Annotated in this window: 19 protein-coding genes; 17 read left to right on the forward strand and 2 right to left on the reverse strand. The window is 66.4% G+C overall.

Features of this window, described 5'->3' with window-relative positions:
- The first annotated feature begins 49 nt into the window (after positions 1-49).
- Genes nrdG through H8S61_RS08905 form a run of 3 tightly spaced genes read left to right on the forward strand, consistent with a single transcriptional unit; the run spans position 50 to position 2,693 of the window.
- Positions 50-595, forward strand: a complete 546-nt coding sequence (gene nrdG, locus H8S61_RS08895) for an anaerobic ribonucleoside-triphosphate reductase activating protein (RefSeq protein WP_160941239.1) — start codon at positions 50-52, stop codon at positions 593-595.
- Positions 596-648: 53 nt separating this feature from the next.
- Positions 649-1,614, forward strand: coding sequence for a mechanosensitive ion channel family protein (locus H8S61_RS08900; RefSeq protein WP_160941238.1), 966 nt, complete (start codon positions 649-651; stop codon positions 1,612-1,614).
- 20 nt (positions 1,615-1,634) lie between these two features.
- Positions 1,635-2,693, forward strand: a complete 1,059-nt coding sequence (locus tag H8S61_RS08905; protein ID WP_255466537.1) for a DUF2804 domain-containing protein — start codon at positions 1,635-1,637, stop codon at positions 2,691-2,693.
- A 253-nt stretch (positions 2,694-2,946) separates the two neighbouring features.
- Here the strand turns inward: H8S61_RS08905 and H8S61_RS08910 are convergent, their stop codons facing one another.
- Entirely contained in the window at positions 2,947-3,159 is a 213-nt protein-coding gene (locus tag H8S61_RS08910; protein ID WP_154333021.1) for a TOBE domain-containing protein, read from the reverse strand.
- 216 nt (positions 3,160-3,375) lie between these two features.
- Between H8S61_RS08910 and H8S61_RS08915 the strand changes: the two genes are divergently transcribed.
- The 7 genes from H8S61_RS08915 (at position 3,376) to H8S61_RS08945 (ending at position 11,357) form a co-directional block, all read left to right on the forward strand.
- Complete coding sequence (locus tag H8S61_RS08915) at positions 3,376-4,290, forward strand: substrate-binding domain-containing protein (protein WP_186938733.1); 915 nt, start codon at positions 3,376-3,378, stop codon at positions 4,288-4,290.
- A 173-nt stretch (positions 4,291-4,463) separates the two neighbouring features.
- Positions 4,464-5,324, forward strand: a complete 861-nt coding sequence (gene pstC, locus H8S61_RS08920) for a phosphate ABC transporter permease subunit PstC (protein WP_160941235.1) — start codon at positions 4,464-4,466, stop codon at positions 5,322-5,324.
- Positions 5,324-6,289 carry a phosphate ABC transporter permease PstA gene (gene pstA, locus H8S61_RS08925; protein ID WP_154333024.1) on the forward strand — a complete coding sequence of 322 codons (966 nt, stop codon included), beginning with the start codon at positions 5,324-5,326 and terminating at the stop codon, positions 6,287-6,289. The genes pstC and pstA overlap by 1 nt, the downstream gene beginning before the upstream one ends.
- Positions 6,282-7,157: a phosphate ABC transporter ATP-binding protein PstB gene (pstB, locus tag H8S61_RS08930; RefSeq protein ID WP_160941234.1), complete on the forward strand. Its 876-nt coding sequence runs from the start codon at positions 6,282-6,284 to the stop codon at positions 7,155-7,157. Before pstA ends, pstB begins: the two co-directional genes overlap by 8 nt.
- Before the next feature lie 184 nt (positions 7,158-7,341).
- Positions 7,342-8,034 (forward strand): response regulator transcription factor, encoded by a 693-nt coding sequence (locus tag H8S61_RS08935; protein ID WP_160941233.1) that lies wholly within the window; start codon positions 7,342-7,344, stop codon positions 8,032-8,034.
- Positions 8,035-8,042: 8 nt separating this feature from the next.
- Positions 8,043-9,452, forward strand: a complete 1,410-nt coding sequence (locus H8S61_RS08940) for a sensor histidine kinase (protein ID WP_160941232.1) — start codon at positions 8,043-8,045, stop codon at positions 9,450-9,452.
- A 168-nt stretch (positions 9,453-9,620) separates the two neighbouring features.
- Positions 9,621-11,357, forward strand: a complete 1,737-nt coding sequence (locus tag H8S61_RS08945) for a GGDEF domain-containing protein (RefSeq protein WP_186938734.1) — start codon at positions 9,621-9,623, stop codon at positions 11,355-11,357.
- A 5-nt stretch (positions 11,358-11,362) separates the two neighbouring features.
- Here the strand turns inward: H8S61_RS08945 and H8S61_RS08950 are convergent, their stop codons facing one another.
- A complete protein-coding gene (locus H8S61_RS08950; RefSeq protein ID WP_154333030.1) occupies positions 11,363-11,578 on the reverse strand; it encodes a helix-turn-helix domain-containing protein in 216 nt (71 codons plus the stop codon).
- A gap of 101 nt (positions 11,579-11,679) precedes the next feature.
- On the opposite strand from H8S61_RS08950, the gene H8S61_RS08955 reads away from it, so the two are divergent.
- The 7 genes from H8S61_RS08955 (at position 11,680) to alaS (ending at position 21,516) form a co-directional block, all read left to right on the forward strand.
- A complete protein-coding gene (locus tag H8S61_RS08955) occupies positions 11,680-12,558 on the forward strand; it encodes a MarR family winged helix-turn-helix transcriptional regulator (protein ID WP_160941230.1) in 879 nt (292 codons plus the stop codon).
- A gap of 187 nt (positions 12,559-12,745) precedes the next feature.
- Positions 12,746-13,333: a cytochrome c3 family protein gene (locus H8S61_RS08960; protein ID WP_160941229.1), complete on the forward strand. Its 588-nt coding sequence runs from the start codon at positions 12,746-12,748 to the stop codon at positions 13,331-13,333.
- A gap of 94 nt (positions 13,334-13,427) precedes the next feature.
- The gene (locus H8S61_RS08965) at positions 13,428-14,759 is read left to right on the forward strand and encodes an FAD-dependent oxidoreductase (RefSeq protein ID WP_186938735.1); all 1,332 of its coding nucleotides are present in this window, start codon (positions 13,428-13,430) and stop codon (positions 14,757-14,759) included.
- Positions 14,760-15,148: 389 nt separating this feature from the next.
- On the forward strand, positions 15,149-16,489 hold the full coding sequence (locus tag H8S61_RS08970; RefSeq protein WP_154333034.1) for a replication-associated recombination protein A: 1,341 nt from the start codon (positions 15,149-15,151) through the stop codon (positions 16,487-16,489).
- Between the two features lie 105 nt (positions 16,490-16,594).
- Positions 16,595-17,434 carry a DUF948 domain-containing protein gene (locus tag H8S61_RS08975; RefSeq protein WP_186938736.1) on the forward strand — a complete coding sequence of 280 codons (840 nt, stop codon included), beginning with the start codon at positions 16,595-16,597 and terminating at the stop codon, positions 17,432-17,434.
- A 31-nt stretch (positions 17,435-17,465) separates the two neighbouring features.
- The gene (locus tag H8S61_RS08980) at positions 17,466-18,755 is read left to right on the forward strand and encodes an AI-2E family transporter (protein WP_186938737.1); all 1,290 of its coding nucleotides are present in this window, start codon (positions 17,466-17,468) and stop codon (positions 18,753-18,755) included.
- 124 nt (positions 18,756-18,879) lie between these two features.
- Positions 18,880-21,516 (forward strand): alanine--tRNA ligase, encoded by a 2,637-nt coding sequence (gene alaS, locus H8S61_RS08985; protein ID WP_186938738.1) that lies wholly within the window; start codon positions 18,880-18,882, stop codon positions 21,514-21,516.
- The last annotated feature ends 295 nt before the right edge of the window (positions 21,517-21,811 follow it).

Below are 21,811 nucleotides of genomic sequence, written 5' to 3' on the forward strand. Positions count from 1 at the left end.
GCCAACCCGTCCGATCATTATGCGCCCTTCGGGCGCATGCGAGGTACCCATGACCCCACCCACCACCATTCGCCTCTACGGCACGGCTCCGGACTCCATCGTCGATGGGCCGGGGCTGCGCTACGCCGTGTTCGTGCAGGGCTGCTCGCATGCGTGCCCCGGGTGCCACAACCCCGACAGCCAGCCGTGCGCGGGCGGCACGGTGCGCGCGATCGAGGACGTGGCAGCCGACATCGCGGCCAACAAGCTGGTGCAGGGCGTCACCATCTCGGGCGGCGAGCCGTTCGAGCAGGCGGCCGCGTGCGCCCAGCTGGCGCGCCGCGTGCGCGAGCGGGGATTGAACGTGTGGACGTACTCGGGCTACCGCTACGAGCAGCTGGAGGCCGGCTTCCCCGATGCGGCCGCGCGCGATCTGCTCGACCAGACCGACGTGCTGGTGGACGGCCCGTTCGTGCAGGCGCAGCATTCCTTCGATCTGCCGTGGCGCGGCTCCCGCAACCAACGGTTGATTGACGTTCCCGCTACCCGAACCCACGGGCGCATCGTTTTATGGGAAACTCACGAAGACTTCCCTGAAAAGCCCCCGTCGTGGTGAGGTGCCCCCTCCTTCCCTTGGCGGCGGCATGGTCGGCATGGTAGGATAACGGCATGGAACAGCTTCAAAACGACATCGACGCCCTTGTGCGCACCGACTGGGTGACCACGGCCGTCTCGGCGGTGGTCATTCTTGCGATCACGGCCATCGTTGCGCGCCTGACGAGGCGTTTCCTTCGTCGCGTGCTCGAGATCAACGAAGAGCGCGACCTTCCCTCAAGCTCCATCTTCATCAACATCGCCCGCGGGGCCGTGTGGATCACCGGCGTGTGCATCATGCTGTCCACCTGCTTCCGCGTTGACGTGAGCGCCGCCATCACCGCGCTCGGCATCGGCGGCATCGCCATCTCGCTGGGCTTCCAGGACACGCTGTCGAACCTCATCGGCGGCCTGCAGGTCAGCTTGCTGCGCATCATCAAGCCGGGCGACAACATCGAGGTGGGCTCGTCCACGGGCGTGGTGAAGGACATCACCTGGCGCCACACCACCATCCGCAACAGCGCGGGCGAGGAAGTGCTCATTCCCAACTCCATCATCAGCAAGACCGCCCTCACGCATCTGCCGCCCACGAACCAGGTGAGCCTGGCCGTGGTGGTCACCACCGAGGGCCAGCACCTCGACGAGGTGGCCACGGCCATCGAGCACGAGGCGGGCGAGGCGGCGGCCACCGTCGGCAAGGTGGTCAAGGAGCCGAAGCTCACGTTCTCCGAGATCACCGCCCAGGGCTACGCGGGCTCCATCTCGTTCAGCATGGCCGACAGCCGCACCGTCGGCCGCGCTACCGACGCGGTGCTGCGCGCCGTGGCCCCGCTGACCCGCACGGCCGCCCCCGAGCGTGCCGAGCAAGTGCTGGAAGACGCGCAGAAGGAAGCCGACGAGGCCGCGGCGCAGGGGGCCGACGGCTCCGCGAAGCCGAAGCCCAAGCCCAAACCCAAGCCGGCCCCCAAGCAGAAGCAGAAGTCGAGCTTCCGCAAGCGCATGGCGCGGGCGCTGCGCATCGGGAAAGAGGAGCAATCGTGAGCGAGGAGGCGATGAGAACCATGTCCGAAACGCGTTTGACCGAAGGTCCGCTGCATCACCTCGACGGAGCGCTGGCCGAGTGCGGATGGGCCACGTCGCTCGTGCGCACGTACGACCGCGATCGCATCAAGGCGCCGAAGTACCGCATCAAGGAGTGGGACTACTACCTGGTGAACGACGACGAGTTCGCCGTGGCACTCACCGTGGGCGACATGGGCTACGTCGGGCTCATCTCGGCTTCGGTGATGGACTTCGCCCAGGCCACATCCCATACGGCGAGCGTCATCGCGCCGTTTCCGCTCGGCCGCTTCAAGCTGCCCGCGTCCTCGGCGGAAGGCGTCACCGCGTTCGAGAACAACCGCGTGTCGTTCCGCTTCGAAGTCGCCGAGGGGCAGCGCCGCCTCAAGGTGTGGTTCGCGAACTTCGACGATAACGACGACCTGACGTTCGAGGCCGTGCTCGACGAGGAGCCGCGCGACTCGATGGTGATCAGCACGCCGTGGGCCGAAGACCCGCTCGCGTTCTACTACAACCAGAAGATCGTGGCCATGCAGGCGCGCGGCAGCTTCAAGAAAGGCCTGCTCGTGCACGGGTTCTGTCCGGAGAACTCGTTCGGCTTGCTCGACTGGGGGCGCGGCGTGTGGACGCGCGACAACACCTGGTACTGGGCCGTGGCGCAGGGGTGGCAAGGAGGCCGCCGCTTCGGGCTCAATCTGGGGTACGGGTTCGGCGACACGTCGGCCGCCTCCGAGAACATGGTGTTCGTCGACGGCGTGGCGCACAAGCTCCACCGCGTCGACTTCGGCATCCCCGAGAAGACGGGCGGCGCGCACGCGAAGAAGACGGCCGACCGCTACCAGCTCATGCAGCCTTGGCACATGACCGACGACGAGGGGCGGCTCGACCTCGTGTTCACCCCGCTGCTCGACCGCGTGGACTGGATGGATTTCAAGCTGATCCGCTCGGACCAGCACCAGGTGTTCGGGCGCTTCGACGGCACGGTGGTGCTCGACGACGGCTCCGCGCTGCCCGTGGGGAATCTCCTCGGGTCCGCCGAGGTCATCCACAACGTGTACTGACGCAGCGTCGTCCAGCTGCCCGAACCGGGCGTCTGGACAGGCGGAAGATCGCGTTCGCGCTTGCTTTTGAGGCGTCTGCTCGTAAGGTAAAGGCGAGCCGCAGGGAGCTGGTTGCTCCCCACGGCTCTCGAATCGCTTCGGCGGTTTGGCTACTTGGTTCCGGCTCCTTGTCCTTGCGGATCGGGAGCCGCTAACGCCGATCCCGCGCCGATCCGACGCCGATCCGACGCGGGGCGCATCCTCGCGGTGCTCGCTAGTCGTCGACGCCGATGATGACCGACGACGCCTTGACGATGGCGTACGCCTCTTGGCCCACTTCCAGATCGAGATCCTTGAGCGAGCCCATCGAGATCGTCGACGTGATCAGCTGGCCCCCGTCCAGCTCGAGGATGACGATGGCGTTCACCGCGCCCGGATGGATGGCGGTGACGGTGCCCTTGAGCGTGTTGCGTGCGGAAAGTTTCATGATGCCCCTTTCGTGCCGGTATTCCCTCCATTACCCATTGTACCGTGGCCGCTTGCGCGCGCACCCGTCGCGCACGCCCAAACTTTACTCAGATTTGATCGGCTTCCGACACTCCTTTGATGCTGGTTCCTCATCATGGTTGACGCAGCGGGCCGCGGGCCCGCGTTCAAGCGAACACCATGCGCCTTCGGGGCGCCAACGAAAGGAACGAGCAACATGAAGAAACGACTGCTGATGGTGGCGATGGGGGCCGTGCTCGCGTTCGGCCTGCTGGGCGTCGCGGGCTGCGCAGGCGGAAACGGCGCGGCTGCGACGGGCGGAAGCGACGGCTCGTCGGCTTCGACGAGCCCCTCGGGCCAGATCTCAGTGTACTCGCGCGAGGACGGCTCCGGCACGCGCGGCGCGTTCATCGAGCTGTTCGGCATCGAGGAGAAGGACGCGAACGGCGACAAGGTCGACATGACCACCCCGTCGGCGGCCATCACGAACTCCACGTCGGTCATGATGACGTCGGTGTCCGGCGACGAGAACGGCATCGGCTACATCTCGCTCGGCTCGCTGAACGACACGGTGAAGGCGCTCAGCATCGACGGTGCCGAGGCGACGGCCGAGAACGTGAAGAACGGCGAGTACAAGGTGTCCCGTCCGTTCAACATCGTGACGAAGGACGGCGTGTCCGACGTGGCGCAGGACTTCATCGACTACATCATGAGCGCCGAGGGCCAGAAGGTGGTCGAGGACAACGGCTGCATTTCCGTGGCCGATAACGCGGGCTCCTACACGGCTTCCGGCAAGTCCGGCAAGATCGTCATCGCCGGCTCCTCTTCGGTGACCCCGGTCATGGAGAAGCTGTCCGAGGCGTACAAGGCCCTCAACCCCGACGTCACCATCGAGGTCAACCAGTCCGACTCCACCACCGGCGTGAACATGGCCGCCGAGGGCACCTGCGACATCGGCATGGTCTCCCGCGAGCTCAAGGACTCCGAGAGCAACGTGAAGGCCACGGTCATCGCGCAGGACGGCATCGCCGTCATCGTGAACCCGGACTCGTCGCTGGACAACCTGACGTCCGACCAGGTGAAGGGCATCTACACCGGCGAGCTGACCACCTGGGAAGACGCGCTGGCGTAAGGTAGCACCCTCTTGGCGCGGGATGGGGCTTGCGGATCAGCGAGCCCCTACCGCGCCGATTCGTAACGCGCGCGGGGTGCGGTCGGCGCGATGAAGCGCCCTGATTCCTCGTGGCACCTCGCGCCATGAGGGGCTTGAACGAGTCGCCCCTCACAGAAAACCAAGGAGCTTTCATGTCCCACCCGCACATAAAGGAAGGCATCGCGAAGGCGCTGTTCGTGGGAGCCGCGGGGATTTCGATCCTCGCGGTTGCCCTCATCTGCGTCTTCCTGTTCGCCAACGGCGTGCCGGCCATCGCGCAGATCGGCCTGCCGGAATTCCTCTTCGGCACCACGTGGCGGCCGGCCAACGACATCTACGGCATCTTCCCCATGATCATCGGCAGCATCTACGTGACGGCCGGCGCCATCGTCGTGGGCGTGCCCACGGGCCTCTTGTGCGCCATCTTCCTGTCGCGGTTCGCCAACGGCAAGGTCGCGGCCGTGCTCAAGCCCGGCGTCGAGCTGCTTGCCGGCATCCCGTCGGTCGTGTACGGCTTCTTCGGCCTCGTGCTCATCGTGCCGTTCATCCGCACGAACATGCCGGGCAACGGCCTGTCGCTGCTGGCGGCGGCCGTGCTCCTGGGCATCATGATCCTGCCCACCATCATCACCGTGGCGCAGAGCGCGCTCGATGCCGTGCCGAAGAAGTACTACGAAGGCGCGCTGGCGCTGGGCGCCGACCACGAGCGCACGGTGTTCCGCGTCATCGTGCCCGCCGCCACCTCCGGCATAATGGCCGGCGTGGTGTTGGGCGTGGGGCGCGCCATCGGCGAGACGATGGCCGTCATCATGGTGGCCGGCAACCAGCCCCTCATTCCCGAGAGCCTCTTCAACGGCGTGCGCACCATGACGGCGAACATCGTGCTGGAGATGGGCTACGCGGCCGACCTGCACCGCGGCGCGCTCGTGGCCACCGGCGTGGTGCTGTTCGTGTTCATCTTGGCTATCACCATGTTGTTCAACGTCATCAAGAAGCGAGGTGAGATGAAGTAATGAGCCCGAAACTCACCGTAGCCTACGAGGCCGGTTCGACCCCCGCGGCTCCCGCCGATTCCGACGACCGCATCGACGCCCTGTTCGCCGTCGCCGAAACGCGCCAGCGCAAAACGCGCCGCGTCGTGTCGGCGCTGCTGCGGCTGCTCGTGTACCTGGGCGCGCTGCTCACCACGGCGGTGCTGCTGTTCCTCGTGGGCTACATCCTGGTCAACGGCGTGCCGTACCTCACGCCCAGCCTGTTCGCCTGGGAGTACACCTCCGATAACGTCTCGCTCATGCCGGCGCTCGTCAACACGCTGCTCATGGCGGGGCTCTCGCTGCTCATGGCGGTGCCCGTCGGCGTAGGATCGGCTATCTACCTGGTAGAATACGCGCCGCGCGGCAGCCGCTTCGTCGCTATCGTGCGCACCACCACCGAGACGCTGCAGGGCATCCCCTCCATCATCTACGGCCTGTTCGGCATGCTGTTCTTCGTGACGGCGCTGCACTGGAACCTGTCGCTCATGGCGGGCGCGTGCACGCTGGCCATCATGGTGCTGCCCGTGGTCATGCGCACCACCGAGGAAGCGCTCATCGCCGTGCCCGACGCCTACCGCGAGGGCGGCTTCGGCTTGGGCGCGGGCCGTTTGCGCACGGTGTTCCGCTGCGTGCTGCCCTCGGCGGTCCCCGGCATCCTGGGCGGCGTCATCCTCGCGCTCGGCCGCTGCGTGGGCGAGGTGGCGGCCCTTATTTTCACGGCGGGCTCCATCGCCCAGATCCCGAACTTCCTCGAGCAGGGCGGCATGGCGCTGTTCGACTCGACGCGCACCCTGGCCGTGCACATGTACGTGCTGGCCAGCGAAGGCCTGCACGTGAACGAAACGTACGCAACGGCGGTGGTGCTGCTGGTCATGGTGGTGGTGCTGAACCTCCTGGCCACGTTCGCCGCGAAGAAGATGAGCAAAGGAAACCAAGATGACTAACGCTACCGTAGAGAAGTCGGCGCCGCGCGCCGCAACCCCCGCGACCGTGCATTCCTACCTGCCGCAGACCCGCGAGCGCGCGGCCGGACGCAACGGCCGGCAGGCCCCCGCCGACGCGCCCGTGAAGATGGGCGTGCACAACCTCGATCTGTTCTACAAGGACTTCCACGCGCTGAAGGACATCAACCTCGAGTTCCCCCAGAACCAGGTGACGGCGCTCATCGGCCCGTCGGGCTGTGGCAAGTCCACGCTGCTGAAAAGCCTCAACCGCATGAACGACCTCGTGGCGGGCTGCCGCATCGAAGGCGAGATCACGCTCGACGGCGCAGACGCCTACCGCTCCATCGACGTGAACAACCTGCGCCGCCGCGTGGGCATGGTGTTCCAGCAGCCCAACCCCTTCCCGATGAGCGTATACGACAACGTGGCGTTCGGCCCGCGCACGCACGGCATCAAGAGGCGCGAGGATCTCGACGCCATCGTGGAGCAGAGCCTGCGCGACGCCGCCATCTGGGACGAGCTGAAGGACCGCCTGAAGAAGAACGCGCTGGGCCTGTCCGGCGGCCAGCAGCAGCGCCTGTGCATCGCCCGCGCGCTGGCGGTGCGCCCGGAAGTGCTGCTCATGGACGAGTCCACGAGCGCGCTCGATCCCATCTCCACCGCGAAGATCGAGGACCTCGTGGGCGAGCTCAAGAGCAAGTACACGGTCATCATGGTGACGCACAACATGCTGCAGGCGCTGCGCGTGTCCGACAAGACCGCGTTCTTCCTGTTGGGCGAGATGGTGGAGTCCGGCTCGACCGACGACATCTTCACGAACCCGACCGACCCCCGCACCGCGGATTACGTCGCCGGGCGCTTCGGGTAGCGGCACGCGCCGCGCCCGGCGTCCGCTGCCCCGCGTGCGGCGTCCGGCGGGCCGCCCCGCGTCCGGCGCGGCCCGTCGCTTCCGCAACACTTTACGCAAATTTGACTCGTCCGGCGCTGCGGTCGCTTTCCGGCTGCTTTACAATGAGCCGAAACGGTTGGAACGTTCCACGGGAGCCCCCACGATGATTTACTACGTTGAAGACGATACCAACATCCGCGACCTGACGGTGTACGCGCTCAAGCAGGCCGGTTTCGAGGCCGCGGGCTTCCCTGCGGCGGGCGAGTTCTTCGCCGCCTGCAAGGAACGCCTCCCCGAGCTGGTGCTGCTCGACATCATGCTGCCCGAGATCGACGGGCTGGAAATCCTCCACATGCTGCGCGAGAACCCCGCGACGAAGCACCTGCCCGTGATGATGCTCACGGCCAAGGGCACCGAGTTCGACACGGTGAGCGGCCTCGACGCCGGCGCCGACGACTACCTGGCCAAGCCCTTCGGCATGATGGAGCTGGTCAGCCGCGTGAACGCGCTCATGCGCCGCGCCTCGGCGCCGCCCGTGGTGGCCGACGACGAGCTGGCGTGCGGCCCCATCGAGCTGTGCGTGTCGGCCCACACCGTGCAGGTGGCGGGCGAGCCCATCACGCTCACGCTCAAGGAGTTCGACCTGCTGCACACCCTGCTGCAGAACCAGGGGCACGTGTTGTCGCGCAGCCAGCTGCTCGAAGACGTGTGGGGCATGACGTACGTGGGCGAGACGCGCACGGTGGACGTGCACGTGCAAACGCTGCGCCAGAAGCTGGCCGCAGCGCAGGAGGGGGCCGACGCCCTCGTCCGCACGGTCCGCGGCGTCGGCTACTGCATCAAGCCCGCTTCGTGAGCACGCGCATGAGCCCCACCCATTTCAAGGTGAAGAACCTGTCCGGCAAGATATTCACGAGCGTCCTCGTGTTCACGCTGGCCATCATCATGGCGCTGTCCGTGACCATGACCACCATCTACTACCTGTCCTACGAGCACGACGCCGAAACCGAGCTGGCCGCCAGCGCCCAGGACGCCGCGCGCTACCTGAACGCCACGCCGTCGTCCGACAACGCGCCGGCGCTGAAAGAGCAGTTCAGCGGCTTGACGCGCTACACGCTCATCGCCGAGGACGGTACGGTGCTGTTCGACAGCGCCGCCGACACCGACGCCATGGAGAACCATGCCGACCGTCCCGAAGTGCAGGAGGCCGCCGCCCAGGGCGAGGCCGTCACCATGCGCTACTCCGAAACGCTCGGCACCGACACCGTGTACGCCGCCGTGAAGCTCGACGACGGCAGCATCGTGCGCCTGTCCGAGACGCGCCACTCGCTGCTGTCGTTCCTCAGCGAGATGCTCATGCCCGTGCTCGTGGCGCTGGCCGTGGCGGTGGTGCTCGTGTTCCTGCTGTCGAAGATGCTCACGCGCCGCATCATGAAGCCCATCGACGCGCTCGATTTCGCCAACCCGCTGGACAACGAGATCTACGAGGAGATGGACCCGCTGCTCATCCGCATCGACGAGCAGCAGCGTCAGCTGAAAGCCCAGAACAGCGAGCTGGCCGAGGCTGAGAACATGCGCCGCGACTTCTCGAGCAACGTGAGCCACGAGATGAAGACGCCCCTGCAGGTGATCTCGGGCTACGCCGAGCTCATGAAGAACGACATGGTGCAGCCGGCCGACCGCCAGAAGTTCGCCGCGCTCATCTACGACGAGGCGCAGACCATGCGCTCGCTCATCAACGACGTGCTGACGCTGTCGAAGCTGGACGAGTCGGCCTTCGAGAACGACGGCGCGGCGGCCATCAACCTGTACGTGGTGGCGCAGCGCGTGGCGGGCCGTCTGGCCAGCTTCGCGGCCGACCAGCACGTGGAGGTGCAGGTGGAGGGCGCGTCGGCGTGCATCGCGGGCAGCGAGACGCTGGCCGAGGAGATGCTGTACAACCTCATCGAGAACGGCATCCGCTACAACCACGAAGGCGGCAGCGTCACCATGAAGGTGGGGTCGGAGCGCGTGGAGGGCTCGCCTGCGGGCGCCGAGGCGTGGCAGACGGTCGTGCGCGTCAGCGACACGGGGCCGGGCATTCCCGCGGAGCTGCACGACAAGGTGTTCGAGCGCTTCTTCCGCGTGGACAAGAGCCGCTCGAAGGAGACGGGCGGCACGGGTCTCGGCCTGGCCATCGTCAAGCACGCCGTCATGTACCACGGGGGCGCCATCGAGGTGGAGAGCGCCGAGGGGCAGGGCACCACGTTCGTGCTGCGGTTCCCCAGCGCCTGAGGCCGCCCCCGCAGCGCGCGGGCCCCGCGCGGGGCCCGCGGCTTTCCTGAAGCGATATCGCTTTCCTTGCCTGCGTATCTGAGAACCGCGCTATACTAGGACAAAGTACTATTTATTTGTTCCGTATGGCCGCTCGCACGAGGTTCGCAACGTAGACAAGGGTTCTGGATGGCTGACTACAACGACGATCTGAACTACCCCGATCCGTTTTACATCTCGGATATCGAAACGTACGAGCTTCTCTACGTGAACGAGGCCGGCCGCCGCCTGTTCAAGGTGCCGCTCGACGCCGACCTGGACGGCGTCGCGTGCTACGAGTTCTTGCAGGGCCGTCACGATCCTTGTCCCTTTTGCACGAACCACCTGCTCAGCGTTGACAAAAGCTACGTGTGGGAGTTCACGAACCCCCTGACGAAGCACCGCCACCTGCTCAATGACCGCCTCATCAACTGGGGCGGCAAGCTGGTGCGCCTCGAGGTGGGCTTCGATCTCACCGATCAAAAAGAAGAGGGCATGCGCTTTCGGAACCTGCACAAGAACGAGCAGATCATCCTCGAGATAGCCAACGACCTGTACCGGGCGACCGACCCGCAGCGCGCCTCCGACAGCATGCTCGAGCGCCTCGGCGCGGAGCTCCATGCCGAGCGCGCCTACATTTTCTCGGCCCATAACAGCCTGTTCGACAACACGTACGAGTGGTGTGCGGAAGGGGTTGCGCCCGAAATCGGGAACCTGCAGGGCATCGACTACGCGAACTTCTCGCGGTGGCTCGATCTGTTCGGCCGCAACGAATGCGTGCTCATCGAGGACCTGAGCCTGCTGAAGGGCACCATCGACGATTTCGAATACGAGACGCTCGCCCAGCAGGGGATCGTCACCCTCGTCGTGTCGCCCATCGAGCGCGACGGCGAGCTGGTGGGCTTCCTGGGGCTGGACAACCCGCCGGTCGAGCTCATTCGCGACATCGCGCCGCTGCTGCGCACGCTGTGCTACTTCTACTCCATGACGCTGCAGCGCATCGAGAACGAGCGGCAGCTGGTGACGATGAGCTACCACGATTCGCTGACCGGCCTGTACAACCGCAATCGCTACAACGAGGACGTGCGGGCGCTCGAGAAGCTGGCCCGTCCGTTCGGCGCCATCTTCCTCGACGTCAACGGCATGAAGGAGATCAACGACCGGGGCGGCCATGCCGAGGGTGATCGCCTGCTGCAGATGTGCTCCGAGACGATGCGGCGCGTGCTGGGCGGCGCGGCGCGAATCTACCGCGTGGGCGGCGACGAGTTCGTGGCCACCGTGGTGGACACCGACGAGGAGGGGTTCCGCGCGCTTGTGGACGGCTTGCAGCGCGCATTCGCCGAAACGCCGTCCTGCAACGTCGCCATCGGCGCGCAGTGGACCGCGCGCTCGGACGAGATCGACCGGGCGCTGTTCGACGCCGACGAGGCCATGTACCGCGACAAGCGCAGGTTCTACCGCAGCAAGTACACGTCGGACCTGGCGGGCGCCCGCCATCCGCGCAGCGGACGCTACCACGAGGCGGGCAGCGGCGCGCCAAGCGAGAGTTTCGAGCGCGGCGCGTCGTTCATGAACGTGCTGGGCTTCGGATTCGCGCGCCAGCTGATGGACGAGGACTTCTCGGTCATCGCGTCCAACGACCTCTACGCCGCGCTCGTCGGCGACGACGCGGCCAGCCGCCGTGCCGTCGGGGCCCTCGCTTCGCGCGCCTTCGAGGCGGGGGAGCGGAGCTTCTGCGGTCCCGTGCGCGTGAGCCGTCGCGGCGAGCCCGCATGGGTCGAGGTGATCGGCACGTTCGCCGAGGAAGCGGTGGAGGGCACGCCGGTGGTGTGCGTGGCGTACATCGACCTCGAGGACGCGCTCGCCACCATCGCCGCGGCGGAGTAGGGCGCCTACAGGTCCTCGAACAGCCGCCCCAGCGTCGTGCCCAGGCCGAGCGCGATCTTCTCCATGAAGTCGACGGTGGCGTTGCGGTTGCCGGCCTCCACCTTGGCGAGGTACGACCGGCCCACGCCCGTCATGAGCGCAAGCTGCTCCTGCGTCAGATTGTTCTGCTCGCGAAGCGCCCGAACGCGCTGTCCGACATTTTTCCTGGTTGTCTGAGTCATAGGCAAAGAGTACGGTCTGGTGCGGTATACTAAGTGTCCTATAGGGCACAATATGCAGAGGTGCCCCAGAAGATGCAGGGAGGCATCGAAGGAGGGTCCGCATGATCCAAGACGAAGTGCTGTTCACGCCTCAATTGGCGACGGTGGTGGTCGATTTGCATCGTCGCATCGGCGAAACGATCGCCGAGGTGTGCGGGGTGTCGTATCTCGAATTCTGCCTGCTTTCGTCGGTGCGGTCCCATGGCGGTTCGTTGCTGCTGGCCGATTTCCCTCGCAACGCCCTCGCCAATGAGAATACGGTGGTGGTGGCCGCGAACGCGCTCGCACGCACGGGCTTCGTCGACAAGGGGCGCTGCTCGAACGACGGGCGGCTGACCGTCCTCAGGGAGCGTGCCGAAGGGGCCCATGCGCTCGACCGGGGCTACGAAGGGGTGTACCGGAGCCTGCGGTCTTCGGTGTGGGCGAACCATACGGACGAAGACGTCGAGGAGATCATGCGCTCCTTCCCATCGGTGGCGGAGAAGCTGGGCATCGGCATCGAGGAGATCAACCGGCTGTGCCATCGAGTGCTCACCCCTGCGTACCTCATGATCGTCGCGGCGTTGCTGCGGCGATGGGCGCGTGTCGTCGCGCAGTACGCCGGTCTGTCATTCGCTGAATATCGGTGCCTCGCGGTGCTCGAAGCGCGTCCTGCGCCGTTATCGTGCGCAACCCTCGCGGAGACGCTCATGCTCGAGCGCACCTCCGTCTCCGCTCTGGTGGCGAAGCTTTCCCGCAAGGAACTGGTGTCGTACGGCTCCGGCGTCGATCGTCGCCACAAGGTGATCGCCCTCACCGAAAAAGGGGAAGTGAGCGCCGCGCTGGTCACGGGCAAGCTGGGCCGCATCACCGCCGAGCTGTACGCCGGGGTTGACGCCTCGCTCAAATCCAAGACGAACGAATTGCACATGCGCATGCACGCAACGTACGCTCGCTCGTGAAGCCCTCCTGAATCAAACCAGGTCAAACGCCTCTATTCCCCGTGCATTCTCCCGAATTGCATGATGCGTCGCATCATGTGAAAACGTTTGTAACCGATTGGATACACCCCGTACACTTGAGGCACGGAACCACGGGGAAACGAGGGGAACCATGAAAAGGGAAGAACGAGGAACGGCCGTTTCGCCGATGCGGGTCGCGACGTTCGCGGTGCTCGCGCTTGCGATGCTGGCGCTGGCGCTTGCGGGTTGCGCGCCGAAGGCGAACGACGGCGAAGCTTCGACGAACGACGACGAGGCGGCTGCGGTGCAGGTTGACTTCTCCTGGTCGGAGACGAGCGATTGCGGCATGTGCCATGCGAAGGAGCAGTCGTCGTTTGAAGACGCAACCTGTGCGGCCTCTCAGCACGAGGGGACGGCATGCGCCGTATGCCACGCCGACGCCTCGACACTCGCCTCGGCCCACGAGGGGGCGACGGCGGAGAAAGCGGCGAAGGCCGTGTTGAAGAGCACGGCGGTGGACGCGGCAACGTGCGAAAGCTGCCATGCGCTCGACGAGGTCGCAGCCGCCACGGCAGACGTGGAGGTGCTCACCGACACGAACGGCACCGTGGTCAACCCGCATGCGCTGCCGGAGTCGGCCGACCATGCCGAAGTGACCTGCACGAGCTGCCATCAGACGCATGTCTCAGGCGCCACCATCGAGAAAAAGGCCCAGCGCGTATGCGCAAGCTGCCATCACGCCGACGTATACGAATGCTACACCTGCCACAGCTAGAACGCGCATGAGGGACGACACGGCGTCGCCGTGAAACCCCGCCGCGCCCGAGATCGGTCGTGGCGGCATATCGGAGGAAGGGAAAGGTACGATCATGGGGAACGACACACGCTTTACCCGCAGGAACTTCTTGAAGGGAACCGGCGTCGCGGCGATCGCGATGGCGGGCGGCGCCCTCGCCGGCTGCTCGACGGGCGGCAGCTCGGCAACCGCGGCAACCGAGCCGGCATCGGGCGGCGCATCCGTCGCCTGGACGAAGGAGGCCGACGTCGTCGTGTGCGGCTACGGCGCGGCCGGCGCCTCCTGCGCCATCGAGGCGGCAGCCAACGGCGCGTCGGTGATCATCCTCGAGAAAGCTGCGCTGCCGGGCGGTTCGATGGCGCGGTGCGGCGGCGCCATCATGGGCGCACCAACGAAGATCCAGCAGGCGCTCGGCATCGACGACAGCGCCGATGCGCTGTACGACTGGGTCATGACCTGCACGGACGGCACGTGCAGCAAAGAGATCGCCCGTGCGTACGCCGACGTGGCCGGACCGAACGTCGACTGGCTCGACGCGCTTGCGGAGGAGTACCTGGGCCAGCCGTGCTTCGAAGTCGCCATGGCCGAGGCCAACAGCGCGGTAGACGAGGGACGCCACAACGGCGCCGTGGGCGGCTGCCTTGACGCGACGGGTTGCGAGTACGAGAAGTTCGGCGTCAAGCAGGAAGAGGCCGTCCCGCGCACCCACTGGGCGACGGCTTCTCCCGACAACACCGCCAACTCCGGCCCCGAGCTGTTCGACCCGTTGCTGGCGTGCATCGAGAAGCAAGACAACATCGAGGCCGTATTCAACACCGCGCTCGTGAAGCTCGTGACGAACGCCGACGGCGCGGTCGTCGGCGTGGAGGCCAGCGGCCCCGATGGCACCGTGTTCTACAAGGCGAACAAGGGCGTCATGCTGGCCACGGGCGGATTCCCGGCCGGTTTGGAGATGCAGGAGCGCTTCTGCCAAGACGCCCTCGACTACGGCACCTACATGTGCAAGGACTGCACGGGCGACGGTGTGCTGGCCGCGATGGCCGTAGGCGCCGACCTGTACAACATGTGCAACTACTATCCCATCGAGGTGGCGCAGCAGTACCACTACAACGTGCAGTACAACGACGTGTACAACAGCTGGGACATGGACGCCGACGGCTACATGGAAGTGCCGGCCATGAATCTGGCCGAGACGCACGGCGGCCTCGTCATCAACACCGACGCCCAGGTGCTCGACGTGTGGGGCGAGCCCATCCCGCACCTGTACTGCTCCGGTTGCGACACCGGCTCCAACATCTTCGGCGTTCCGGGCAACTACCCCGGGTGCGGCTGCTACGTGAGCTTCTCGTTCGCGTTCGGGCGCATCGCCGGCAAGCATATGGCCGACTCGGAAGCCGTCGCCTAGGCGCTCCCTCGCCTGCGCGGCATCCCTCCCCGCTGCGCGACCTGCACGGCTTCCCAAAAGGAAAGGGGCTGCAACGTCGACGTTGCAGCCCCTTCGTTCGTTTTTCGAAGCCCTACCCCCGGCCAGAAGGATGAACCCACCTTAAAAGGTGGGTGCTCGCAGCCCGCTTCCTGGCTTTCGTGTCAACAGACACGAATCCCCATTTCACGCGCGATCTTGAGCTCCCTCATGTATCAGCATCGGTCCATCGCAAAGTATGGCTACGAGGGCAGGACCTATCTCTGAGTATATGGGTAGCACCGTCAAAATAAAGTCTTGACATCCGGTTGTTTCGTCGAATCCACAAACATGAGTAGGCAAACAGGCGTTCGCATGGTACGATACGCGGCATGGATACGCTATTTACTGAAATGGAAAACGAGCGAAAGTCGGAAGTTGCGCCCCTCGCGGTGCGCATGCGCCCGCGCACGCTCGAAGAGGTGGTCGGCCAGGACGAGGCGGTGGGCCCCGGCTCGTGGCTGCGCAACGCCATCGAGCAGGACCAGCTGAGCTCGGTCATCCTGTTCGGACCCGCCGGCACCGGCAAAACCTCGCTCGCGCACGTCATCGCCGAAACGACGAAGGCCACGTTCGTGGAGGTGTCCGCCATCGGCGGCACCGTGTCGGACCTGCGCCGCGAGATCGACGCGGCTGACAAGCGCCTGTCGGCGTTCGGCCTGCGCACCATCCTGTTTGTCGACGAGATCCACCGGTTCAACCGCAGCCAGCAGGACGCGCTGCTGCACGCCGTGGAAGATCGCGTGCTCGTGCTGGTGGGCGCCACCACGGAAAACCCGTTCTTCGAGGTGAACTCGGCGCTGATCAGCCGCTCGCGCGTCGTGGAGCTGCACGGGCTGTCGGACGAGGAGATCGTCAATCTCGTCCAGCGCGCGCTCGGCGACGAGCGCGGCCTGGGCGGTCGCTACAAGCTCGACGACAGGGCGCGCGACGCCATCGTGCTCCTGGCGGGCGGCGACGGGCGCGCGGCGCTCACCACGCTCGAGCTGGCCGCCGGCATGGTGGAGCCCGGCACGGCGAAGAAGCCCGCGAAGATCACCGAGGACAACGTGCGTGCGGCCACCCCGCACCGATCGCTGCCGTACGACAAGAACAAGGACATGCACTACGACGTCATCTCGGCGTTCATCAAGTCCATGCGCGGCAGCGACCCCGACGCCGCCCTGTACTGGCTCGCCCGCATGATCGACGGGGGAGAGGACCCGAAGTTCATCGCGCGCCGCATGTTCATCGCCGCGTCGGAGGACATCGGCAACGCCGATCCGCAGGCGCTCCTCATCGCCGAAGCCGCGTTCAAGTCGGCCGAGGTCATCGGCTATCCCGAGTGCCGCATCAACCTGGCGCAGGCCGCCATCTACCTCGCCCTCGCTCCCAAGAGCAACGCGGCCGAGGCCGGCATCGACGCCGCGCTGGCCGAGGTGCGCAAGGGCCCGTCGCGCAACGTGCCCGACCACCTGCGCGATCGGCACCGTCCCGGGTCGGAGAACTACGGCGCGTACCGGTACCCGCACAGCTATCCCAGCGGGTGGGTGGACCAGCAGTACCTGCCCGACGGCCTGCAGCGCGGCTGCTTCTACCGCTCCAGCGATCGCGGCTGGGAGGCCTACCGCAGCGACACGTTTGCGCGCGACCGCTTGGATTCCGGAGAAAACCCCACGTCGCGCGGAAAGTAACCGATTGCCTACTCCTATGGAAGCAGGGTGAAAAGTTGACCTCGGTCTGTATATCATCCAAGGTGCTCGTGCTATAGTGATGGCTTCGGAAACAGGAGGCATACCGTGGATGTAAGCGAAATTCTCAGCATAGCGTTGCCCGTGATCTACGTGATCGTGGGCGCGGTGCTGGTGTGGCTCGTCGTCGAGCTTGTCATGACCGTCCGCAAGACGCGTAAAACGGTCGACGAACTGCAGAAACAGGTCGAGCCCACGCTGGCCAGCGTGGAGCGCATCACGGCGTCGCTCGAGCCCGTCGCGGCGAAGGTCGACCCGCTCGTGGAGCGCGTGTCGCTGACGGTGGACGCCGCCAACCTCGAGATCATGCGCGTCGACCAGATCCTCGAAGACGTGAACGAGATCACCGACTCGGTGTCCTCGGCCGTCGAGGCGGTGGACACGGTGACGAACGCCCCGGTGGAGCTCGTGAACAACGTCACCGCGCGCGTGCGCAACGCGTTCAAGTCGCGCAAAGCGAGCGACGAGTCGGTGGCTCTGGGCCAGGCGAAGGCCGAGCGCGCCGAAGGCGAGCCCGCAGCCGCGGCTCCCGCCGACCGCCCGTCGTACGACCGTTCCGTCGAGCCCGCGTCGGCTCCCGCGCCCGAGCGCCCCGCTTCCGCCCCGAACACCGAGGTTCCCGTTTCGGCCACCGACGTGGTCAAAGGCGTGGTAACCACCTCGGTGAAGGCCGCGCAGGAAGCCGTGGCCGATCAGCGCGAGCAGCGTGCCGAGCAGCGCGCCGAGCGCGAGGAGAAGGCCGAGGCCAAGCGCGCCGCCGCCGACAAGACCTCCGAAGCGGCCGCCAGCATGGCGGACGCCGTGACCACCGCCGCGAACGCCGACGCCGCTGCCGCGCAGCAGTACTTCACGTACGGCGCGAGCGCGAACACGGAGCAGGGCAAGTAGGCGACGGCACACGGCACGAAAGGGCGGCTTGGTGGACACTCCCCAACCCGAATCGAAAAAAACCGATAAAGCGAAGCGCAGCTTCCTCGTAGTCTGGACGATCGTGGGCGGCATCCTGCTCACGGCCGTGCTCGTCTACCTGTTCAACATCCTCAGCGTGCCGGTGGGCATCGTCATCTGGGCCACCGTCATCGTGTTCTGCCTGCGCGGCCCCGTGAACAAGCTGGAGAAGCTGGGCGTGCCGCGCGTGGCGGGCACCACCATCGCCTACGTGCTCATGTTCCTGCTGCTCGTCCTCGTGGGCTTCCTGCTGTTCTCCCCGGCCTTCGGCTTGGGCGGCCAGTTCACCAACCTCATCGAAAGCGTTCCCGGCTACGTGCAGACCATCATCGGCTGGGGCAACGACCTGTATTCCCGCTACGCCGACCTGCTGTCCAACAGCACGGTGCAGGAATGGCTGACCCAGGCGCTCAAGGCGCTGGGCGATTGGGCGTCCTCGTTCGTGCGCGACAGCACCACGGGCGTCGTGGCCATCGGCACGGGCGTGGTGAACAGCTTCGTGGCCATCGGCTTCGCGCTGGTGGTGGCGTTCTGGATCCTCATGGAGCTGCCCGACCTCGGCCGCGAGTGCCTGCGCCTGGTGGGCCCGAAGCGCCAGGAAGATCTCGAGATGCTGCACGTCACGTTCACGCGCGTCATGGGCGGCTACATCAAGGGCACCCTGCTGCAGTGCGCGGTCATCGGCGTGGGCTGCGGCGTGCTGTTCGGCGTCATCGGCGTCCCGAACTACGCGGCGCTCGGCGGCATCGCCGGCCTCTTGAACATCATCCCCATCGTCGGTCCCTGGCTGGGCGGCGCGCTGGCGGCCATCGTCGGCGTGTTCGTGAGCCCCTGGATCGCCCTGATCGCGCTTTTGGGCACCATCGCCATCCAGCAGATCGTGTACACGTTCGTGTCGCCGAAGATCATGGCGAACTCGGTGGACGTGCACCCGGCGCTCACCCTCATCGCGTTGATGGCGGGCTCCGCCATCGGCGGCGCCATGAGCGGCTTCATGGGCTCGCTTGTGGGCATGTTGGCATCGATCCCCGCCGTCGCCGTCGCGAAGGCCGTTTTCGTGTATTATTTCGAAAAACGAACCGGCCGGCGCCTCGTGTCCGAGGACGGCGTGTTCTTCCAGGGCAGCACCGGCGCCGACGGGGCCATCGACCCCATCGCCGACGCCACGGCGCCCCATCCCGACGTGTCCGCGGCGTTCGAGCGCGTCGAACAGCGCAAGGCGGAAGCGGAGAAGAAGGCGCAGCATCGCAAGAAACGCTGATCGACCGATCGGCGTGCAGCGATCGCAAGCGTGTGGGGGAACGCGGGCGCCGGGGCGCCCGCGCGTCGATAGTGGAGCAGCGGGCCGCGCAACGCGGCCCCCGAGGAGATAGAAAGACACGACTATGAAGTACATGACCAGCGCGGAGATCCGCGAGAAGTACCTGAGCTTTTTCGAGGAGAAGGGCTGCAAGCGCTGGCCCTCGTCCTCGCTCATCCCCGACGACCCGTCGCTGCTGCTGACGAGCGCCGGCATGGTGCAGTTCAAGCCCTACTTCCTGCAGCAGAAGCACCTCGAGGCCCCCTACATCGGCACGACGACGGTGCAGAAGTGCGTGCGCACGAACGACATCGACATCATCGGCACCACGGGCCGTCACCAGAGCTTCTTCGAGATGCTGGGCAACTTCAGCTTCGGCGAGTACTTCAAGGAGGAGATGTGCGCGTGGGCGTACGAGTTCTCCACCGAGGTGCTGGGGCTGCCGGCCGAGCGCTTGTACTTCACCGTGTACCTCGACGACGACGAGACTATCGAGATCTGGAAGAAGCTCGGCGTGCCCGACGACCACATCTCGCGCCTCGGCGAAGAGGACAACTTCTGGCGTGCCGGGCCCACCGGCCCGTGCGGCCCGTGCTCGGAGATCTACTTCGACCAGGGCGAGGAGTTCGGCTGTGGCAGCCCCGACTGCGCGCCGGGCTGCGACTGCGACCGCTTCCTGGAGTACTGGAACCTCGTGTTCACCCAGTACGACGGCCAGGAGGACGGCTCGTTCGTGCCGCTGCCGAAGAAGAATATCGACACCGGCATGGGCCTCGAGCGCATCGCCGCCATCCTGCAGGGCGTCCAGTCCAACTACGAGACCGACGTGCTGCGCAGCCTCGTGGCGGTGGGCGAGCGCCTGACCGGCACCGTGTACGGCAGCGATTCGGCCACCGATCTGTCGCTGCGCATCATGGCCGATCACAGCCGCGCCGTGGCGTTCATGATCGCCGACGGCATCCTGCCTTCCAACGAGGGCCGCGGCTACGTGCTGCGCCGCTTGCTGCGCCGCGCCGTGATGAAGGGCCACCTGCTGGGCCTCGACAAGCCGTTCCTCAACGAGTACGTGGACGAGATCGTGAACCTCATGGGACACGTGTACCCCGAGATCGTGGAGAACCGCGAGCTCATGCGCCGCGTCATCCTGTCCGAGGAGGAGCGCTTCGGCGCGAACCTGCGTCAGGGCCGCGCCTTCCTCGACGAGGCGCTGGCCGAGCTCGAGGGCGACGTGCTGCCGGGCGACCGCGCCTTCACGCTGCACGACACGTACGGCTTCCCCGTGGAGGTCACGCGCGAACTGTGCGACGAGCGCGGCATCGAGGTGGACATGGAGGGCTTCGGTCGCTGCATGGACGAGCAGCGCGAACGCGCCCGCGCGGCCAACACGAAGGACGCCGAGGCGGCCTGGTCCACGTACGGCGGCGTGATGAACGAGATCCTCGAGGCTGTGGGCCCCACCGAGTTCCTCGGCTACACGAAGAACGACGCCGATGCGCGCGTGCTGGCGCTCGTGAAGGACGGCCAGCAGGTCGACGCGCTGGAGGCCGGCGACGAGGGTCGCATCGTGCTGGACGCCACGCCGTTCTACGCCGAGAAGGGCGGCCAGATCGGCGACACGGGCGCCATGACGAAGGACGACGCCGCCGTGCGCGTGCTGGACACGAAGGAGCCCGAGAAGGGCCTGATCGCCCATACCGTGCAGGTGGAGAACGGGCGCGTGAGCGTGGGCGACACCGTGCACGCCGCCATCGACGTGCCGCGCCGCGAGCGCATCCGCCGCAACCACACGGCCACGCACATCCTGCACTGGGCGCTGCGCCAGGTGCTGGGCGACCACGTGAAGCAGGCCGGCAGCTACGTCGCCGACAGCCGTCTGCGCTTCGACTTCACGCACTTCGAGGCCATGACGGCCGAGCAGATCGCCGAGGTGGAGCGCCTGGCGAACGAGAAGATCATGGAGAACCATCCCGTGCGCGCCTACGAGACGTCGCTCGCGTCGGCGCGTGAAGCCGGCGTCATGGCGCTGTTCGGCGAGAAGTACGGCGAGTTCGTGCGCGTGCTCGACATCGAAGGGTTCTCGCAGGAGCTGTGCGGCGGCACCCACGTGTCGGCCACGAGCGAGATCGGCTTCGTGAAGATCACGTCCGAGACGAGCGTGGGCGCGAACCTGCGCCGCGTGGAGGCGGTGACCAGCTTCGACGCGCTGGCGTACATGAACCGCGTGGAAGCGGAGCTCAAGGAGACGGCCGAGGAGCTGCGCGTGCCGCTGTTCGACGTGAGCGAGCGCACCGGTGCGAACGTGAAGCAGCTCAAGGATCTGCAGACGAAGATGAAGCGCAACCGCCAGACCATCGCCGACGACGGCATCAGCACGCTGCTCGAGGGCGCCGCGACGAGCGCGGCGGGCTACCCGGTGGTGTTCGGCCGTCTGCCCGAGGCCGACGCGGGGCAGATGCGCAACGCGTGGGACGTGCTGCGCGCGCGTCTCGACAAGCCGGGCGCGGCCGTGCTGGCCACCGAGAAGGAAGGCAAGCCCACGCTGCTCGCTGCCGGCACGCCGGAAGCGGTGGAGGCGGGCTTCGACGCCGGCGCCATCATCAAGGCGATCTCCCCGAACATCAAGGGCGGCGGCGGCGGAAAGGCCGCCATGGCGCAGGCCGGCGGCAAGGACGCTTCCGGCATCGACGCGGCGCTTCAGGCCGCGCGCGAACTGCTGCTGTAGGGCTGCCGGCTGGACCCGGGCGAAGGGGGTCCGCTGCTCAGACAGTCCTGGCTCGCACAAACAGCCCGCTGGGCTGTTTGGCTCGTGCGGAACTCGCCTCGGACCCCCTTCGCCCGGGTCCGAGGCGCGTCTTCCGCGGGTTGCGCCGGCTCTGCGAGCGGCGCTTCAACCTGCGGGGGCGTCCTTTTCGGCGGCTTCCCCGAGAATCGGAGAAGCCCTTTTTTCATCCCGGGAGAGTGATCGTACTGCCTCGCTTACCGCCTCGGGACGCGTATGGCCGTCTTGTCGTCCTCGT

Origin of the sequence: Eggerthella hominis (genome assembly GCF_014287365.1) — a bacterium.
GTDB lineage: Bacteria > Actinomycetota > Coriobacteriia > Coriobacteriales > Eggerthellaceae > Eggerthella > Eggerthella guodeyinii.

Bases quoted from the DNA above. Each gene is read 5' to 3' on its own strand.
- nrdG (WP_160941239.1), top strand. From the start codon at position 50: ATGACCCCACCCACCACCATTCGCCTCTACGGCACGGCTCCGGACTCC.
- H8S61_RS08900 (WP_160941238.1), top strand. From the start codon at position 649: ATGGAACAGCTTCAAAACGACATCGACGCCCTTGTGCGCACCGACTGG.
- H8S61_RS08905 (WP_255466537.1), top strand. From the start codon at position 1,635: ATGTCCGAAACGCGTTTGACCGAAGGTCCGCTGCATCACCTCGACGGA.
- H8S61_RS08910 (WP_154333021.1), bottom strand. From the start codon at position 3,159: ATGAAACTTTCCGCACGCAACACGCTCAAGGGCACCGTCACCGCCATC.
- H8S61_RS08915 (WP_186938733.1), top strand. From the start codon at position 3,376: ATGAAGAAACGACTGCTGATGGTGGCGATGGGGGCCGTGCTCGCGTTC.
- pstC (WP_160941235.1), top strand. From the start codon at position 4,464: ATGTCCCACCCGCACATAAAGGAAGGCATCGCGAAGGCGCTGTTCGTG.
- pstA (WP_154333024.1), top strand. From the start codon at position 5,324: ATGAGCCCGAAACTCACCGTAGCCTACGAGGCCGGTTCGACCCCCGCG.
- pstB (WP_160941234.1), top strand. From the start codon at position 6,282: ATGACTAACGCTACCGTAGAGAAGTCGGCGCCGCGCGCCGCAACCCCC.
- H8S61_RS08935 (WP_160941233.1), top strand. From the start codon at position 7,342: ATGATTTACTACGTTGAAGACGATACCAACATCCGCGACCTGACGGTG.
- H8S61_RS08940 (WP_160941232.1), top strand. From the start codon at position 8,043: ATGAGCCCCACCCATTTCAAGGTGAAGAACCTGTCCGGCAAGATATTC.
- H8S61_RS08945 (WP_186938734.1), top strand. From the start codon at position 9,621: ATGGCTGACTACAACGACGATCTGAACTACCCCGATCCGTTTTACATC.
- H8S61_RS08950 (WP_154333030.1), bottom strand. From the start codon at position 11,578: ATGACTCAGACAACCAGGAAAAATGTCGGACAGCGCGTTCGGGCGCTT.
- H8S61_RS08955 (WP_160941230.1), top strand. From the start codon at position 11,680: ATGATCCAAGACGAAGTGCTGTTCACGCCTCAATTGGCGACGGTGGTG.
- H8S61_RS08960 (WP_160941229.1), top strand. From the start codon at position 12,746: ATGCGGGTCGCGACGTTCGCGGTGCTCGCGCTTGCGATGCTGGCGCTG.
- H8S61_RS08965 (WP_186938735.1), top strand. From the start codon at position 13,428: ATGGGGAACGACACACGCTTTACCCGCAGGAACTTCTTGAAGGGAACC.
- H8S61_RS08970 (WP_154333034.1), top strand. From the start codon at position 15,149: ATGGATACGCTATTTACTGAAATGGAAAACGAGCGAAAGTCGGAAGTT.
- alaS (WP_186938738.1), top strand. From the start codon at position 18,880: ATGAAGTACATGACCAGCGCGGAGATCCGCGAGAAGTACCTGAGCTTT.